Source organism: Salmonella sp. 32070601201500089SM (genome assembly GCF_017573605.1).
Classification (GTDB): domain Bacteria; phylum Pseudomonadota; class Gammaproteobacteria; order Enterobacterales; family Enterobacteriaceae; genus Salmonella; species Salmonella enterica.
In genome coordinates this window covers 1-15,019 of record NZ_JAGETK010000001.1, presented here as the reverse complement: position 1 = coordinate 15,019, position 15,019 = coordinate 1, and the positions used below count along the sequence as shown (strand labels likewise).

The window sequence follows — 15,019 nt, the reverse complement described above, 5'->3', positions numbered from 1 at the left end:
GCACGTTTCAGGCAAAAAAAATCCGCCCCGAAAGGCGGATTTTTCATTTTCACCGACGTGATTAGAAGCGGTAACCTACGCCAGCAATCCAGGTGCCAACGTCAACGCTACGAATACGGCTCTGCTCGTAAGAGAAGTCCAGAGCAACATTTTCCATCGGGTTGAATTGCAGACCAGCGCCATAGGAGAAGCCATAATCGCTGGTGTCATGTTTGTAGGTTGGGTAATCGGTCGTCTGGAATTTACCGTAACCCACACCGACTACACCGTAGATGCTCGCCCAATCGTTCAGACGGTAAGCCGGGCCGGCAGTGATGCCGTAGTACTGACCTTTGTTGTAATCGCCCGCACCGTTAGTACGATCTTTTTCGGTGTAGGTGAAGGAACCGATTACGCCCAGCGGGTTGTCGTCCTGCTCGTAACGATACTTCAGGTTGAAACCGCTCATTTTATTCGCTACGCCCTGCGCGTCGCTCTGAGCGTAACCACCGGTAACGGTAGAAGTAGCAGCTACTGCAGTACCTGCGGAAAAAGCCAGAACAGCGGCCAGTGCTGAAAGACATGCAATTTTTTTCATAACCACCTCAAATGTGCTTCAAGTAAGTCCTAAGTTTTAAATATATCAAAAATTAATGGGAAACTCTTTGCGATTCACGGTGTCTAAGGGCGCCTTTCATGTAACAGAACGTTTCCATAACGCGCTATCTTATTCAATTAACATCATTTTTTCGACTGATTGCACCAATAATGCGCGTGTGGCGCGATACATTCATCCAGATTATTCCTAAACTAACAGTCTATTTATCCATCAATTTAAGTTCATTTTATGGAATCCTGGAAATTTTTTTTCAACGAATCCTCAACCGCCGCGGGGAATTTCCATTACACTGCCACCTTTACTCGTACTGACATTTTTTGACAGGAGAAAGGATGCCGGGGTCAACACGTAAACTACCAGTCTGGTTGCCCATTTTGGTTTTGCTCATTGCCATGTCCTCTATTCAGAGTGGCGCTTCACTGGCGAAATCGTTATTTCCTCTTGTCGGCGCCCCGGGCGTAACGGCGCTTCGTCTGGCGTTGGGAACGCTTATCCTTATCGCCTTTTTCAAACCCTGGCGTTTGCGTTTTGCCAAAGAGCAGCGGCTGCCTTTACTGTTTTATGGTCTGTCGCTGGGCGGGATGAACTATCTATTCTATCTGTCGATTCAGACGGTGCCGTTGGGTATTGCGGTCGCGCTGGAATTTACCGGTCCTCTGGCGGTCGCGCTGTTTTCATCCCGGCGGCCGGTAGATTTTATTTGGGTCGTACTGGCTGTGCTTGGGCTCTGGTTCCTGCTGCCATTAGGGCAAGATATGTCTCACGTCGATCTTACCGGGGCCGCGTTGGCGCTCGGCGCTGGCGCCTGTTGGGCTGTCTATATTCTTACCGGCCAGCGAGCAGGCGCGGAACATGGTCCGGCCACGGTGGCGGTAGGCTCGCTGATTGCCGCCATCATTTTCGTGCCGATTGGCGCAGTTCAGGCTGGCGACGCGCTATGGCACTGGTCGATTCTTCCCTTAGGGTTAGCGGTCGCTGTGCTTTCTACGGCGCTGCCTTATTCACTGGAAATGATTGCACTGACGCGCCTGCCAACCCGCACCTTCGGTACGCTGATGAGCATGGAACCCGCGCTGGCCGCCGTTTCCGGGATGATTTTTCTGGGCGAAACGCTTACGGGCATACAAATCCTGGCCCTGTGCGCCATCATTGCCGCCTCAATGGGTTCTACCCTAACGATTCGACGCGAACCGCAAATTAAACAAGTTGACGTAAAATAGTTTCTTATTCTGCATGATGTGCATAATCATGCAGAATATCACCTCGTTATTCACCTTTTATTATTGCGCTATTACTTCGTCATTTTTTGTCATATTTTTTCTCATTTTTTACATTAAAATGAGAATTATTACCCACCAAACAGCAAACTCATCTAACTAATTGATTTTTAATCATAATAAATATTAAATCTTGTCTGTACTATTAAAGTGATAGGTAAATTCAAAAAAGCAAAGTTAAAAACCGGTGCTATACTTATTTTCGTTAATTACCTGGGACACAAACATCAAGAGGATATGAGATTATGAGTACCGCTAAACTGGTAAAAACAAAAGCGTCTAATCTGCTTTATACCCGTAACGATGTATCAGAGAGCGATAAAAAAGCGACGGTTGAGTTGCTTAATCGTCAGGTGATCCAGTTCATTGACCTGTCGCTGATCACGAAACAGGCCCACTGGAACATGCGCGGTGCTAACTTTATTGCCGTTCATGAGATGCTGGATGGCTTCCGTACCGCACTGACCGATCATCTGGATACTATGGCCGAGCGTGCCGTACAGCTTGGCGGTGTGGCGTTAGGCACCACGCAAGTTATCAACAGCAAAACTCCACTGAAAAGCTATCCGCTCGACATCCATAATGTGCAGGATCACTTAAAAGAACTGGCCGATCGCTACGCTGTTGTCGCTAATGATGTTCGCAAAGCTATCGGTGAAGCCAAAGATGAAGACACTGCCGATATCTTTACCGCCGCATCACGCGACCTCGATAAATTCCTGTGGTTTATCGAATCCAACATCGAATAAATCTATCTCTACCCTGACTACTTCGAGTTGCAGGAAGGTACAAACGCAGCGAATCCGCAGAAGCCTGACTTCCGTCGGTAACTGAAGCGAACGCACCTGCAACTTGATGTACACAGGTATATAAGTCATCCCTATACCCCTGCCTGGCACAGGGGTTTTGCACTTAAATAGTGCACACGTCTTGTACTCCCCTCCGATAAAAGTGAATTATTTGTAATAATTACATCACACAATCGTTAATTAAAGATTGTTTTAACAACAATTTTTACGCTAAATAGACCCTGTATCTCTACTTTGTTATTCATGCACTAAATCAGTGCCCCAAAACAGTGCGGCATACTGGTTTTGCCCGACTTATTGTGCACAGGAATGATTGACGCTTCTGTTAAAACAATGAGTTACATAATTGGCATGATTTTTTCATTACGCTACATGTTCTCGCAGGGGATCGCCCCGTGGATAGAAAAGGAAATGCTATGAAGTCTCTATTAAAAGTTTCACTGGCTGCACTTACCCTGGCTTTTGCGGTGTCTTCGCACGCTGCGGATAAGAAACTCGTGGTGGCAACCGATACGGCGTTCGTTCCGTTTGAATTTAAACAGGGCGACAAATACGTCGGTTTTGATGTTGATCTGTGGGACGCTATCGCGAAAGAACTGAAGCTGGACTACACCCTGAAACCGATGGATTTCAGCGGCATTATTCCGGCATTACAAACCAAAAATATCGATCTGGCGCTGGCGGGTATTACGATTACGGACGAGCGTAAAAAAGCGATCGACTTTTCCGATGGCTATTACAAAAGCGGTCTGCTCGTGATGGTGAAAGCCAACAATAACGATATTAAAAGCGTTAAAGACCTCGATGGCAAAGTCGTGGCCGTGAAGAGCGGAACCGGGTCGGTGGATTACGCGAAAGCGAATATCAAAACCAAAGACCTGCGTCAGTTCCCGAACATTGATAACGCGTACATGGAATTAGGCACCAACCGCGCAGACGCCGTTCTGCACGATACGCCGAACATCCTGTACTTTATCAAAACCGCAGGCAACGGCCAGTTCAAGGCGGTAGGTGAATCGCTGGAAGCACAGCAATACGGAGTTGCCTTCCCGAAAGGCAGCGATGAACTGCGCGAGAAAGTCAACGGCGCGCTGAAAACGCTGCGTGAGAATGGCACCTATAACGAAATCTACAAAAAATGGTTCGGTACAGAACCTAAATAAAACGACCTGATGTTGGCTTGTGGCCCGGTAGTGAGGACGCTCACCGGGCCTACAGCTCTTTTCCGTGACGGATAAGACACTTTCACGCCATTTCCGCACCGGATAGAGCATTTGACTATTTACACCACGGTAACAGGAACGACATATGCAGTTTGACTGGAGCGCCATCTGGCCCGCCATTCCGCTTTTACTTGAGGGCGCTAAAATGACCCTGTGGATCTCGGTCCTCGGTCTGGCTGGCGGCCTGGTTATTGGACTGGCGGCAGGTTTTGCCCGTACGTTTGGCGGCTGGTTCGCCAACCACATCGCCCTGGTTTTCATTGAAATTATTCGCGGCACGCCCATCGTTGTCCAGGTCATGTTTATCTACTTTGCCCTGCCGATGGCATTTAATGATTTGCGTATTGATCCATTCAGCGCAGCGGTCGTGACAATTATGATTAACTCCGGCGCTTATATCGCGGAAATTACTCGTGGCGCAGTACTATCCATTCACAAAGGTTTTCGCGAAGCGGGTCTGGCGCTGGGCCTTTCTCGCCGGGAAACCATCCGCCATGTTATTTTACCGCTTGCTCTGCGCCGTATGCTGCCGCCGCTGGGCAATCAGTGGATCATTAGCATCAAAGACACCTCGTTGTTTATTGTTATCGGCGTAGCCGAGCTGACCCGTCAGGGCCAGGAAATTATTGCCGGTAACTTTCGCGCCCTGGAAATCTGGAGCGCCGTGGCCGTCTTCTATTTGATCATTACGCTGGTGCTGAGCTTTATTTTGCGTCGTCTTGAAAGAAGGATGAAAATCCTGTGATTGAATTTAAAAACGTCTCCAAGCACTTTGGCCCCACCCAGGTGCTACATAACATTGATTTAAACATCCGTCAGGGCGAAGTGGTTGTGATTATCGGCCCTTCCGGTTCGGGTAAATCCACGTTATTACGCTGTATCAATAAACTGGAAGAGATCACCTCCGGCGATCTGATTGTCGATGGTCTGAAAGTCAACGATCCTAAAGTAGACGAACGGCTGATTCGCCAGGAAGCTGGCATGGTGTTTCAACAGTTTTATCTGTTCCCGCATCTGACCGCGCTCGAAAACGTGATGTTCGGTCCTCTGCGCGTGCGCGGCGTAAAGAAAGAAGAAGCGGAAAAACAGGCGAAAGCTCTGTTAGCGAAAGTTGGACTGGCGGAACGGGCGCACCACTACCCCTCCGAGCTTTCCGGAGGTCAACAACAGCGCGTCGCCATTGCCCGAGCGCTGGCAGTGAAGCCGAAAATGATGCTCTTTGACGAGCCAACCTCCGCTCTGGACCCTGAACTGCGCCATGAAGTGCTGAAAGTCATGCAGGATCTGGCGGAAGAAGGCATGACCATGGTCATTGTCACTCACGAAATCGGCTTTGCCGAAAAAGTCGCCTCACGGCTGATTTTCATCGATAAAGGCCGTATTGCCGAAGATGGCAGTCCGCAGGCGTTGATCGAAAACCCGCCAAGCCCACGTTTACAGGAATTTTTACAGCACGTCTCCTGAGATATCGCCCTTCCTACCCTGCGGCAGGAAGGGCATCATGGAATAGTCCCATTTCATTTTCCCTCCCCTGCGCCATCTATACTTAGTGTTTTGCGTCTCTTTTCTCACTGGAGGAGTCATGCGGTGGACCCTGTTCATCCTTTTTTGTCTACTGGGCGCGCCTGCCCATGCGGTCGCCATACCCGGCGTGACCACGGGGACATCAACCAGCCAGCAAGCAGCGCCAGAGCCCAGTCCTGAACAAAAAAAAGCGGCCTATGCGGCCCTGGCTGACGTACTGGAGAACGAGGCTTCACGTAACGAATTAATAGCGCAACTCCGCGAAGCCTCAACCACGCCGCCGACCGAGCCGGCGCCAGCGCTTGCGCCGCCTGCGGCCAAAGATGAGAAAACGGTACTGGAGAACGTCACCACCGTTACCCGTCAGTACGGCGATGCTTTCGCTACCCGTTTCGCCCAGCTTTATCGCAACATCACCGATGCGCCGCACAAACCGTTTAACTCGCAAACCTTCACCAACGCGTTAACCCACTTTTTATTTCTGGCCGTCGCGGTATTTGGTTTTTATAGCGTGATACGGCTTTGCGCCCTGCCGTTATATCGAAAAATGGGCCTGTGGGCACGCAAGAAAAACCGTGAACGCAGCAACTGGTTACAGCTCCCGGCGATGATCGTCGGCGCGTTTATTATCGACCTGCTGCTACTGGCGCTCACCTTATTTATCGGTCAGATGCTCAGTGATAATTTCCATGCGGGAAGTCGAACTATCGCTTTTCAGCAAAGCCTGTTCCTGAATGCCTTCGCGCTGATAGAGTTCTTTAAAGCGATTCTGCGGCTTATTTTTTGCCCTAATGTACCGGAATTACGCCCATTCGCGATTCAGGATGCGACAGCGCGTTACTGGAATCGCCGTATGAGTTCCCTTAGCAGTTTGATTGGCTACGGGCTAATTGTTGCCGTTCCGATTATTTCCAACCAGGTGAATGTTCAGGTTGGCGCGATGGCTAATGTGGCGATCATGCTCTGCATCACCATCTGGGCGCTGTACCTGATCTTTAAAAACAAAGCGGAGATTACGCAACATTTATTAAGCCTGGCGGAACGATCATTAGCCTTTTTTAGCCTGTTTATCCGCGCCTTTGCGCTGGTGTGGCACTGGCTGGCCAGCGCTTACTTTATCGTGCTGTTTTTCTTCTCGTTATTCGACCCAGGCAATAGCCTGAAGTTTATGATGGGCGCGACTGTGCGCAGTCTGGCGATTATTGGCATCGCGGCGTTTATCTCCGGTATGTTTACCCGCTGGATAGCGAAAACCATCACCCTGTCGCCCCATACGCAGCGCAATTACCCGGAATTACAAAAGCGGCTTAACGGCTGGCTCTCCTCGGCACTAAAAGTCGCACGCTTTTTGACCGTCTGCGTCGCCGTTATGCTGTTGCTCAACGCCTGGGGGCTATTCGATTTCTGGCACTGGCTACATTATGGCGCGGGGGAAAAGATGGTCGATATCCTCATCCGTATCGCGTTAATCTTATTCTTCTCCGCCGTGGGATGGACGATTCTCGCCAGTCTGATTGAGAATCGCCTGGCCTCTGATATTCATGGTCGCCCGCTACCCAGCGCCCGCACGCGCACGCTGCTGACGCTGTTCCGCAATGCGCTGGCAGTGATTATCAGTACCATAACCATCATGATCGTGTTATCGGAAATCGGCGTCAATATCGCGCCATTGCTGGCTGGCGCGGGGGCGTTAGGTCTGGCTATCTCTTTCGGTTCGCAAACCCTGGTGAAAGATATTATCACCGGCGTTTTTATTCAGTTTGAAAACGGGATGAATACCGGCGACTTAGTCACCATAGGCCCGCTGACGGGGACGGTCGAAAGAATGTCGATTCGCTCCGTCGGCGTGCGGCAGGATACCGGGGCATACCATATTATCCCGTGGTCCTCGATCACCACTTTCGCCAACTTTGTGCGCGGTATCGGCTCTGTTGTCGCCAACTATGACGTGGATCGCCATGAGGATGCGGATAAAGCGAATCAGGCGCTGAAAGACGCGGTAACGGCGCTGATGGAGACGGAGGATATTCGCGGGCTGATTATCGGCGAACCCACGTTCGCCGGTATTGTCGGTTTAACGAACACGGCGTTTACTTTACGCGTGTCGTTCACCACGCTACCGCTCAAGCAGTGGACGGTGCGTTTTGCCCTTGATAGCCAGGTGAAAAAGCATTTTGATCTGGCTAATGTGCGCGCGCCGGTGCAAACGTATCAGGTTCTGCCCGCCCCCGCCGGCGGCCCGCCGCCTGATTCACTGCCGCCGCGCGAACCGACGATTTAGCGTTTACGGGTGATAAAACGGCGACGCTGGTCGTCATCCATAAAGGTCCAGGCGATAAAGCGGCTTTGCTTTTGCCCCTGGGCCATCTCTTTTTTCACCACTTTCACCGCGCCAGCCTCCGTCAACGCCCGGTAAAGCGGTGGTAAATTCTCGCCGCGCGACACCAACGTCGTAAACCACAACACCTGACGGCGGAAGGATTGGCTTTCAGCAATCATTTTTTTAATAAAGGCGACTTCGCCGCCTTCACACCATAGCTCCTGCTGTTGACCGCCAAAGTTCAGCGCATCATCTTTATTCTGCCCCAAATTGCGGCGCTTACGCTCGCTGCCCGCGCGGGCTGCGGCGGCGGAGTCGTGAAAAGGCGGGTTACAAAGCGTTGCGTCATAAAATTCATTTTTATGAATAATACCGGTAAAAATGGCCGCCGGATCTTTTTGCCGACGCAGACGAATGGCGCGGCTTAACCCCGTATTAGCCTGAATGATAGCCTGCGCGCTGGACATCGCTGCGTCGCTGACTTCACTACCGGTAAATCGCCAGCCATATTCATGTACGCCGATAAGCGGATAAATACAATTGGCGCCCACCCCCACGTCCAGAATAGTTGCCTGCGCCGGAATACTCCCTGTCGTTTCGCCAAGCAGATCCGCCAGATGATGGATATAATCCGCACGACCAGGCACCGGCGGACATAAAAACCCTGGCGGAATGTCCCAGTGTGTAACGGCATAAAAATGCGCCAGCAACGCCTTATTGAGCGCTTTTACCGCTTGCGGATTAGCAAAATCAACGCTCTGTTCACCGGCGGGCGTGCGGATAAGAAAGGACGTCAATTCCGGCGTGGTCTGACACAGTGCGGCGAGATCATAACGGTGTTGGTGGCGGTTGCGCGGGTGTAACCCCGGTTTCTGGGCGGACATGGCATTCTCCTTTTAGCAGCGGCGTAAGATACCCGTATAACGCCACGGGGTAAATATACCACCGCGAATTCCCTGCCTCGCTCGTTTGATCGGATATCTGAATGACATGGGCTCTGCTCATGGTCTGAAAAGATCGCGCGATGCGATTTTTTCACCTGACGGCGCTACACTTAACCTCAGGTACCCTAAAATCAGGAGAGCGTGATGGCATCCGGCTGGGCAAATGACGACGCAGTGAATGAACAAATCAACAATACCATTGAAGATGCCGTTGCCCGCGCTCGCGGCGAACTTCCCCACGGCGAAAGTCGCGATGAATGCGAATCGTGCGGCGACCCTATCCCTGAAGCGCGGCGTAAAGCCGTGCCGGGCGTTCGGTTATGTATAGCCTGCCAACAGGAGAAAGATTTACATAACGCAACATTTTCAGGATATAATCGTAGAGGTTCAAAAGACAGCCAGTTACGCTGACTTTTCTTTACCGAAACCGCCAGTATTATCCATTCCTTTACGCTCATGCTTTTTAGCGTTCTGCGTCGCAGAATGTGCCGTTAACCTCGACTCTGTAAAGCCAGATGACAAGAAAGGTAAATTCAACCGTTGAATTAATTAATAATCAATAGGTTATTTGTCATTCAAAAATTTTGAGCAAGGCAGTCAATTCTATTCGATTTTATCTTTCGCAAAAAACCGTGATACTCATCACATCGACGGAACATCGTCCCATAAACAGAATAACCTGCGAGAGATTAATCATGAAAACCATTAAATATGCTGTTGCAGCCATCGCGCTTTCCACCCTTTCTTTTGGCGCTTTTGCCGCAGAACCGGTTAGCGCGTCTCAGACGCAAAACCTGCATAAAATCGGCGTAGTGTCTGCCGATGGCGCCACCACGCTGGATGGCCTGGAAGCTAAACTGGCTGAAAAAGCCGCCGCTGCTGGCGCAAGCGCTTATAACATCACCTCCGCCGTGGGTAATGACAAAATGAGCGGCACTGCGGTGATTTATAAATAATTTACCTGCCCGCCAGATTTCAGGCTGTAACATCGCTGTTGTTTGAATTCTGACGGGTATTACCCTCGTCTGTTTGCCAACAGACCCACTGCTCCAACCCTCATTAACCCTGTTTGTTACCCTTATTTGCCCGTCCGTCACTGGACGGGCTTTTTTTATTCGCTAAAAGCCTGTTCGACGCGCGCAAGCCCGTCTTCTAACGTCGCCGCCTCTCTCGTCGCAACTAGACAACAGGCCATTTGCGTTTTTAATGATTGCGGCACCGGCTCATGGCCGGCAAGGCAGCGCTCAATCCAGCGCGCGGTGATTTCAGGATCTTTAGTCGCAGGCAGTGAAAGCGGCTCGTCGTGCGTGTCGCTCTGACGCTCATGCAGTACCTGCACGCCACGGCTCTCAATCAGGCTGATTTGCGGACAGCGTTGCGGGTTGGCATAGACTTCGCCTTCGGTACCATGCATTAGCAAAGCCCGCCCGCCAATGCGGCTAAAAAAGGTCGCCACACGCGGGACATATTCAGGGTGAGAAACGCTTGATAAACGCAGCGCGGCATCCTCAGCAAATGGCGTCGCCAGCTTGGCCAGTGAATGCGCGCTGTTGCGCACGCCCATCCGCCAGCGCATCGCCAGTTGTTTTTCCAGCGGCGGGCAGAGCACGCTCACCGGGATAAACACCGGCTGGCGCCCGTCCAGTTTGGCCTGCGCTTGTCCGCCGTGTAGGGTGGGCACAATCCCCATCAGCTCAAATATTGTTTCCGTCAGTACGCGGGTCGGATCTTCACTGACGCCGTGTACTACAACTGGAAAGCCCAATTTATGCAGCAGGATAGCCAGCAACGGCGTTAAATTCGCCTGTTTACGCGCGCCGTTATAGCTGGGAATAACGACCGGCAACGGCCTATCTGCGGGCGGTGTCAGTTTGATGGTATGATTCTGCATGGCCTCATAAAAGCCCAGCATTTCGGCTTCGCCTTCGCCTTTAATACGCAGCGCCATCAATATACTGCCCATTTCCAGGTCGGGGATGTCGCCATTCAGCATTCGGGTATACAAACCGCGCGCGGTATCCAGATCCAGATCGCGGGCGTGATTTTTACCTCGCCCGATCTCTTTGATGATCTTGCGATAATCCATTGAAAGCTCCTTGAAGTGTGCTCACAGCATTAACGCCGTCGGCGGCGTGCAGGTTTTGCTTTTGGTTTTACTATAACGTCTGGCACGGCAGGCTGCTCTATCGGAAAAACAGGTAAGGCATTCAGTAAACGCTGTCCGTAGTTTTTGGTCAACAAACGCTTATCATAAATGACCACTTCTCCCCGACAGGCGTGGCTACGGATCAATCGCCCTACCTGCTGAATTAAATTAAAAGACGCGCTTGGTAAGCTTTGTACCTCAAACGGATAACGATTCAGGCTTTTTAGCCATTCGCCTTCGGTGATCACGACCGGGCTGTCGATCGGCGGAAAGGCAATTTTATGGATATGGACTTGCGTCAGCAGCTCGCCTTTAAGATCCAGCCCTTCGGCAAAAGACTGAAGCCCAACCAGCACGCTACGTTCGCCGCTCTCCACCCGTTTACGGTGCAGCTCCACCAGCCGGTAACGCGGCTGGTCGCCCTGGACCAGGAGGAGTAAGCGTACATCAGCGACATGCTCCAGAAAACGCTGCATCGCCCGCCCGCTGGCGAACAGTACCAGCATACCATGATGTTTTTTGCTCTCCAGTTGCTCGCGAAAATAGGCCGCCATTTCGGCAATATGCTGCTCTTCGTTATCAATAGTGGGTTCGTAGCGCATTTGAGGAATCACCAGTTTCCCCTGTTCCACATGATTAAACGGCGAATCCAGCGCCACAAAGCGGTCGCCGGCTTTTTCTTTTAAGCCGCTCATTTCCTGCAGGCGCGAAAAGCTATTGAGCGAGCGCAGTGTCGCCGAGGTGACAATAATGTGCGGTACGCTGCGCCATAACAATCTTTCCAGCTGATCGCTGACGCGGATACCGACACAATGGAACCAGACGTGGAGTTGCCCTTCGCGTATTTCACGCGTCGCCCATTTGGACACCGGCGCGCCTGAAGACTGCGCCATCGAAGCCAGCCGCCATAATTTACTTTGCGCCTCGAACATTCCCAGCGCCCGGTTCATCTGTAAAATCACCCGATGCAAACGCACAATATCGTGCGACCCGGTTTTTTCGCTGAGATCGTTGAGAAAGGATTCCGCCAGCCCACGCAGCGTCTCGGTCAGCTTCGCCAGTCGCTGGCAGATTTCCATGACCTCATCAGGCAACTCACCCATTGCAAAACGGTGCTCCGCCTCCTGCGCTGCGGGCATATACAGATTAAGAATGGCATTGAGCGAGGCGATCAGTTCGTACACCTCCTCGCAATGGGCGTTAAGTCGCTCAGGATTCGCTAACGGCGGCGTGGTTTTAGGGCGAAATTGCTCCATGCAGGTCGCCACCAGTTTGCTGAACAGGTCCAGTTGCAAGCGATACCAGGAGGCGGTAATTTCCGCGCTCATCTCCAGCGCATCGCGCGCGACATCGGGCAGATGATGACCTTCATCCAGTACCAACAGCAGATGCTTTGGTTCCGGCAGTACGGCTTCACTTTCCATCGCCGCCATTACCAGCGCGTGATTCGCCACCACGACTTCCGCTTCCTGTATTTCACGTCGGGCGACAAAGAATGGACACTCGCGGTAATAGTGACAGTTGCGGTTCAGACAACTGGCTTTATCGGTACTTAATCGCCGCCACAGATCGTCGTCAATAGCAATGTCGGTATGATCCCGCAGACCATCCCATTTGTAACCGTCAAGATCCCCTTTCAGCCTGGCGCAGCGCTTTTGCTCTTCCTGGTTGTTAGGCGTCAGTTCATCATCAAGAAAGGCGAGCAGATCCTGCTGCGTAGGCTCGCTACTGGCGAGCGCCGCCAAGTTTCGCGGACACACGTAACGCCCGCGGCCAAAGGCGGCGGTAAAGCGCAGATCGGGGATGATTTTTCGTAGCAGCGGCAAATCCTTGCTAAAGATCTGATCCTGTAACGCCACGTTAGCGGTACTGACCACCAGTGTTTTTTGCTCTTCCCGGGCAATGGCGATACCGGGAATAAGATAGGAGAGGGTTTTCCCGACGCCGGTCGGCGCTTCAATAGCCAGATGTCTCCCTTCTTCCCCGGCCAGCGTTCTGGCGACGTCAGCAATCATCTGCCGCTGCGGCGCACGGGGAATAAAGTCGGGAATCTGGTCCTGAAGCGCCTTATACCAGGCGGCGATTTGCGCTTTCAGCGCAGCGGTCAATGCCATGAGAAAACCTGAAGTACTGTATAAACAGCCACTATTGTGTCACATTTCAGGGGCGGGAAGTACCTTTTTTACCGGTTCTGGAAGGCGGCTCGCAACGCGATGTGTATTTTGCCGGATGGCGGTGCAAGCACCTTATCCGGCCTACGTATTTGCATAGTCCGTAGGCCCGGTAAGCGTCGCGCTACCGGGCATGTTGCCGGATAAAATTTACTGGGCAGGCGTGATTCTGCGCGGGCGACGCGGCGGACGTGCTTTGTCGCCAGCGGGTTTCCCCTCGCCTGTGCGCGGTTTTGGTTTCGCCTTCGCCGCCCCGCTATCCTGACGTCGCGGCTGCTGACTGCGCCCCGCTCCCCCCTGATTTTGTCCGCGTCCACGACCGCCGCCGCCGCCGCGCTGCTGACGACCGTTCTGAATCGGCTCCGCTTTAATCGACGGGTCCGGCTCATAGCCCGGCGTCGTAATGCGTGGGATCTCTTTTTTCAGCAATTTTTCGATATCACGCAACAGTTTATGCTCGTCAACACAGACCAGCGACAGCGCCTCGCCAGTTGCCGCCGCGCGACCGGTACGGCCAATACGGTGTACATAATCTTCCGGCACGTTCGGCAGTTCATAGTTGACCACGTGCGGCAGCTCTTCAATATCCAGACCACGCGCCGCAATATCCGTCGCCACCAGCACGCGAATATCGCCGGATTTAAAATCGGCCAGCGCGCGGGTACGTGCGCCCTGCGATTTATTACCGTGGATCGCCGCGCTGCGAATACCGTCTTTATTAAGCTGTTCCGCCAGATGGTTCGCGCCATGCTTGGTGCGGGTGAAGACCAACACCTGCTGCCAGTTGCCCTGGCCAATCATCTGCGACAACAGTTCACGTTTGCGTTTTTTATCGACAAAGTGCACGTGCTGCGTCACCTGCTCTGAGGCCGTGTTGCGGCGCGCCACTTCGATTTCCAGCGGGTTGCGCAACAGCTTTTCGGCGAGCGCTTTGATGTCGTCGGAGAACGTGGCGGAGAACAGCAGATTCTGACGCTTCGCCGGCAGTTTCGCCAACACGCGACGGATGTCGTGAATAAAGCCCATATCCAGCATACGGTCGGCTTCATCCAGTACCAGAATCTCAATCTGATCCAGCTTCACGGCATTTTGATGTTCCAGGTCGAGCAGACGTCCCGGCGTCGCCACCAGCACATCCACGCCGCCGCGCAGTTTCATCATCTGCGGATTGATGCTTACGCCGCCAAATACCACCAGCGAGCGAATATTGAGATATTTACTGTAATCTCTGACGTTTTCGCCAATTTGCGCCGCCAGCTCGCGGGTTGGCGTGAGGATCAACGCACGCACCGGGCGACGACCTTTAGCGTGCGGCTGATGGGTAATCAGATGCTGCAACAATGGCAGGGTAAAACCCGCCGTTTTACCGGTTCCGGTCTGGGCGCTGGCCATCAGATCGCGGCCTTCCAGCACGGCGGGAATCGCCTGTTGCTGAATAGGGGTAGGTTCACGGTAACCCTGCTCGGCAATGGCGCGCAGGATATCAGGGTTTAATCCCAGGGAATCAAAAGACATAACTACTCCGGACCGCCCCGACCGTTGCCGGTGTAGTTTTCAGGGAGATGCTCAAATTTGGAATGACAAAAACCACAATGTCATGAAGGGGCGGAGTGTAGCAGTTTTTGTGATGCGGCGCATAAATTATCCTTACGGTGAGCCGCGGGGAAAATGACGCCCCGCGACGGAGATCCATGCGTTATTGTTCAGCAAACGCCTCGCCGTAGAAACTTGCCAGCAGCAGTTGGCGCAGTTCCGATACCAGCGGATAACGCGGGTTAGCGCCGGTGCACTGGTCATCGAAGGCATCTTCAGACAGTTTGTCAACGTGTGCCAGGAAGTCAGCTTCCTGTACGCCTGCTTCACGGATAGACTTAGGAATGCCCAGCTCAGCTTTAATGCTTTCCAGCCATGCCAGCAGTTTTTCAATCTTAGCGGCGGTACGGTCGCCCGGCGCGCTCAGGCCCAGGTGGTCAGCAATTTCAGCGTAACGACGGCGTGCCTGCGGAC

The 15,019-nt window shown here is 52.5% G+C and carries 14 protein-coding genes; 8 read left to right on the top strand and 6 right to left on the bottom strand.

Going from position 1 to position 15,019, the window contains the following annotated elements; all coding sequences use genetic code 11:
• Positions 1 to 61: 61 nt before the first annotated feature.
• On the bottom strand, positions 62 to 577 hold the full coding sequence (gene ompX / locus J4728_RS00070) for an outer membrane protein OmpX (RefSeq protein WP_000716763.1): 516 nt from the start codon (positions 575 to 577) through the stop codon (positions 62 to 64).
• Between the two features lie 353 nt (positions 578 to 930).
• Between ompX and rhtA the strand changes: the two genes are divergently transcribed.
• The 6 genes from rhtA (at position 931) to ybiO (ending at position 7,712) form a co-directional block, all read left to right on the top strand.
• Positions 931 to 1,818 carry a threonine/homoserine exporter RhtA gene (gene rhtA, locus J4728_RS00065; RefSeq protein ID WP_001119554.1) on the top strand — a complete coding sequence of 296 codons (888 nt, stop codon included), beginning with the start codon at positions 931 to 933 and terminating at the stop codon, positions 1,816 to 1,818.
• A gap of 302 nt (positions 1,819 to 2,120) precedes the next feature.
• A complete protein-coding gene (dps, locus tag J4728_RS00060; protein ID WP_000100805.1) occupies positions 2,121 to 2,624 on the top strand; it encodes a DNA starvation/stationary phase protection protein Dps in 504 nt (167 codons plus the stop codon).
• 476 nt (positions 2,625 to 3,100) lie between these two features.
• Positions 3,101 to 3,847 (top strand): glutamine ABC transporter substrate-binding protein GlnH, encoded by a 747-nt coding sequence (gene glnH / locus J4728_RS00055; RefSeq protein WP_000838671.1) that lies wholly within the window; start codon positions 3,101 to 3,103, stop codon positions 3,845 to 3,847.
• 145 nt (positions 3,848 to 3,992) lie between these two features.
• The gene (gene glnP / locus J4728_RS00050; RefSeq protein WP_001159076.1) at positions 3,993 to 4,652 is read left to right on the top strand and encodes a glutamine ABC transporter permease GlnP; all 660 of its coding nucleotides are present in this window, start codon (positions 3,993 to 3,995) and stop codon (positions 4,650 to 4,652) included.
• Positions 4,649 to 5,371, top strand: coding sequence for a glutamine ABC transporter ATP-binding protein GlnQ (gene glnQ / locus J4728_RS00045; protein ID WP_000569093.1), 723 nt, complete (start codon positions 4,649 to 4,651; stop codon positions 5,369 to 5,371). The genes glnP and glnQ overlap by 4 nt, the downstream gene beginning before the upstream one ends.
• Positions 5,372 to 5,489: 118 nt before the next feature.
• Positions 5,490 to 7,712 (top strand): mechanosensitive channel protein, encoded by a 2,223-nt coding sequence (gene ybiO, locus J4728_RS00040; RefSeq protein WP_001267701.1) that lies wholly within the window; start codon positions 5,490 to 5,492, stop codon positions 7,710 to 7,712.
• Here the strand turns inward: ybiO and rlmF are convergent.
• Complete coding sequence (gene rlmF, locus J4728_RS00035; protein WP_001275962.1) at positions 7,709 to 8,635, bottom strand: 23S rRNA (adenine(1618)-N(6))-methyltransferase RlmF; 927 nt, start codon at positions 8,633 to 8,635, stop codon at positions 7,709 to 7,711. The two genes, ybiO and rlmF, sit on opposite strands and share 4 nt — an antisense overlap.
• Before the next feature lie 204 nt (positions 8,636 to 8,839).
• On the opposite strand from rlmF, the gene J4728_RS00030 reads away from it, so the two are divergent.
• Complete coding sequence (locus J4728_RS00030) at positions 8,840 to 9,106, top strand: DksA/TraR family C4-type zinc finger protein (RefSeq protein ID WP_000146330.1); 267 nt, start codon at positions 8,840 to 8,842, stop codon at positions 9,104 to 9,106.
• Positions 9,107 to 9,390: 284 nt separating this feature from the next.
• Positions 9,391 to 9,651, top strand: coding sequence for a DUF1471 family protein YbiJ (ybiJ, locus tag J4728_RS00025; RefSeq protein ID WP_000849089.1), 261 nt, complete (start codon positions 9,391 to 9,393; stop codon positions 9,649 to 9,651).
• 155 nt (positions 9,652 to 9,806) lie between these two features.
• Here ybiJ and ybiB read toward each other — a convergent pair whose 3' ends face one another.
• The 4 genes from ybiB to J4728_RS00005 all read right to left on the bottom strand — a co-directional run.
• The gene (gene ybiB / locus J4728_RS00020; protein ID WP_208210819.1) at positions 9,807 to 10,781 is read right to left on the bottom strand and encodes a DNA-binding protein YbiB; all 975 of its coding nucleotides are present in this window, start codon (positions 10,779 to 10,781) and stop codon (positions 9,807 to 9,809) included.
• Positions 10,782 to 10,810: 29 nt separating this feature from the next.
• Positions 10,811 to 12,955 carry an ATP-dependent DNA helicase DinG gene (dinG, locus tag J4728_RS00015; RefSeq protein WP_001218630.1) on the bottom strand — a complete coding sequence of 715 codons (2,145 nt, stop codon included), beginning with the start codon at positions 12,953 to 12,955 and terminating at the stop codon, positions 10,811 to 10,813.
• A gap of 207 nt (positions 12,956 to 13,162) precedes the next feature.
• Entirely contained in the window at positions 13,163 to 14,527 is a 1,365-nt protein-coding gene (gene rhlE, locus J4728_RS00010; protein ID WP_000007059.1) for an ATP-dependent RNA helicase RhlE, read from the bottom strand.
• Positions 14,528 to 14,708: 181 nt separating this feature from the next.
• A partial coding sequence (locus tag J4728_RS00005; RefSeq protein ID WP_072276872.1) for an iron-containing alcohol dehydrogenase occupies positions 14,709 to 15,019 on the bottom strand: 311 nt, incomplete at its 5' end.

What these genes read in the sequence shown, in the direction of transcription:
- ybiJ (WP_000849089.1), top strand. Translation starts at nt 9,391, where the DNA reads ATGAAAACCATTAAATATGCTGTTGCAGCCATCGCGCTTTCCACCCTT.
- rhlE (WP_000007059.1), bottom strand. Translation starts at nt 14,527, where the DNA reads ATGTCTTTTGATTCCCTGGGATTAAACCCTGATATCCTGCGCGCCATT.
- ybiB (WP_208210819.1), bottom strand. Translation starts at nt 10,781, where the DNA reads ATGGATTATCGCAAGATCATCAAAGAGATCGGGCGAGGTAAAAATCAC.
- J4728_RS00030 (WP_000146330.1), top strand. Translation starts at nt 8,840, where the DNA reads ATGGCATCCGGCTGGGCAAATGACGACGCAGTGAATGAACAAATCAAC.
- rlmF (WP_001275962.1), bottom strand. Translation starts at nt 8,635, where the DNA reads ATGTCCGCCCAGAAACCGGGGTTACACCCGCGCAACCGCCACCAACAC.
- glnH (WP_000838671.1), top strand. Translation starts at nt 3,101, where the DNA reads ATGAAGTCTCTATTAAAAGTTTCACTGGCTGCACTTACCCTGGCTTTT.
- dinG (WP_001218630.1), bottom strand. Translation starts at nt 12,955, where the DNA reads ATGGCATTGACCGCTGCGCTGAAAGCGCAAATCGCCGCCTGGTATAAG.
- glnP (WP_001159076.1), top strand. Translation starts at nt 3,993, where the DNA reads ATGCAGTTTGACTGGAGCGCCATCTGGCCCGCCATTCCGCTTTTACTT.
- ompX (WP_000716763.1), bottom strand. Translation starts at nt 577, where the DNA reads ATGAAAAAAATTGCATGTCTTTCAGCACTGGCCGCTGTTCTGGCTTTT.
- dps (WP_000100805.1), top strand. Translation starts at nt 2,121, where the DNA reads ATGAGTACCGCTAAACTGGTAAAAACAAAAGCGTCTAATCTGCTTTAT.
- ybiO (WP_001267701.1), top strand. Translation starts at nt 5,490, where the DNA reads ATGCGGTGGACCCTGTTCATCCTTTTTTGTCTACTGGGCGCGCCTGCC.
- rhtA (WP_001119554.1), top strand. Translation starts at nt 931, where the DNA reads ATGCCGGGGTCAACACGTAAACTACCAGTCTGGTTGCCCATTTTGGTT.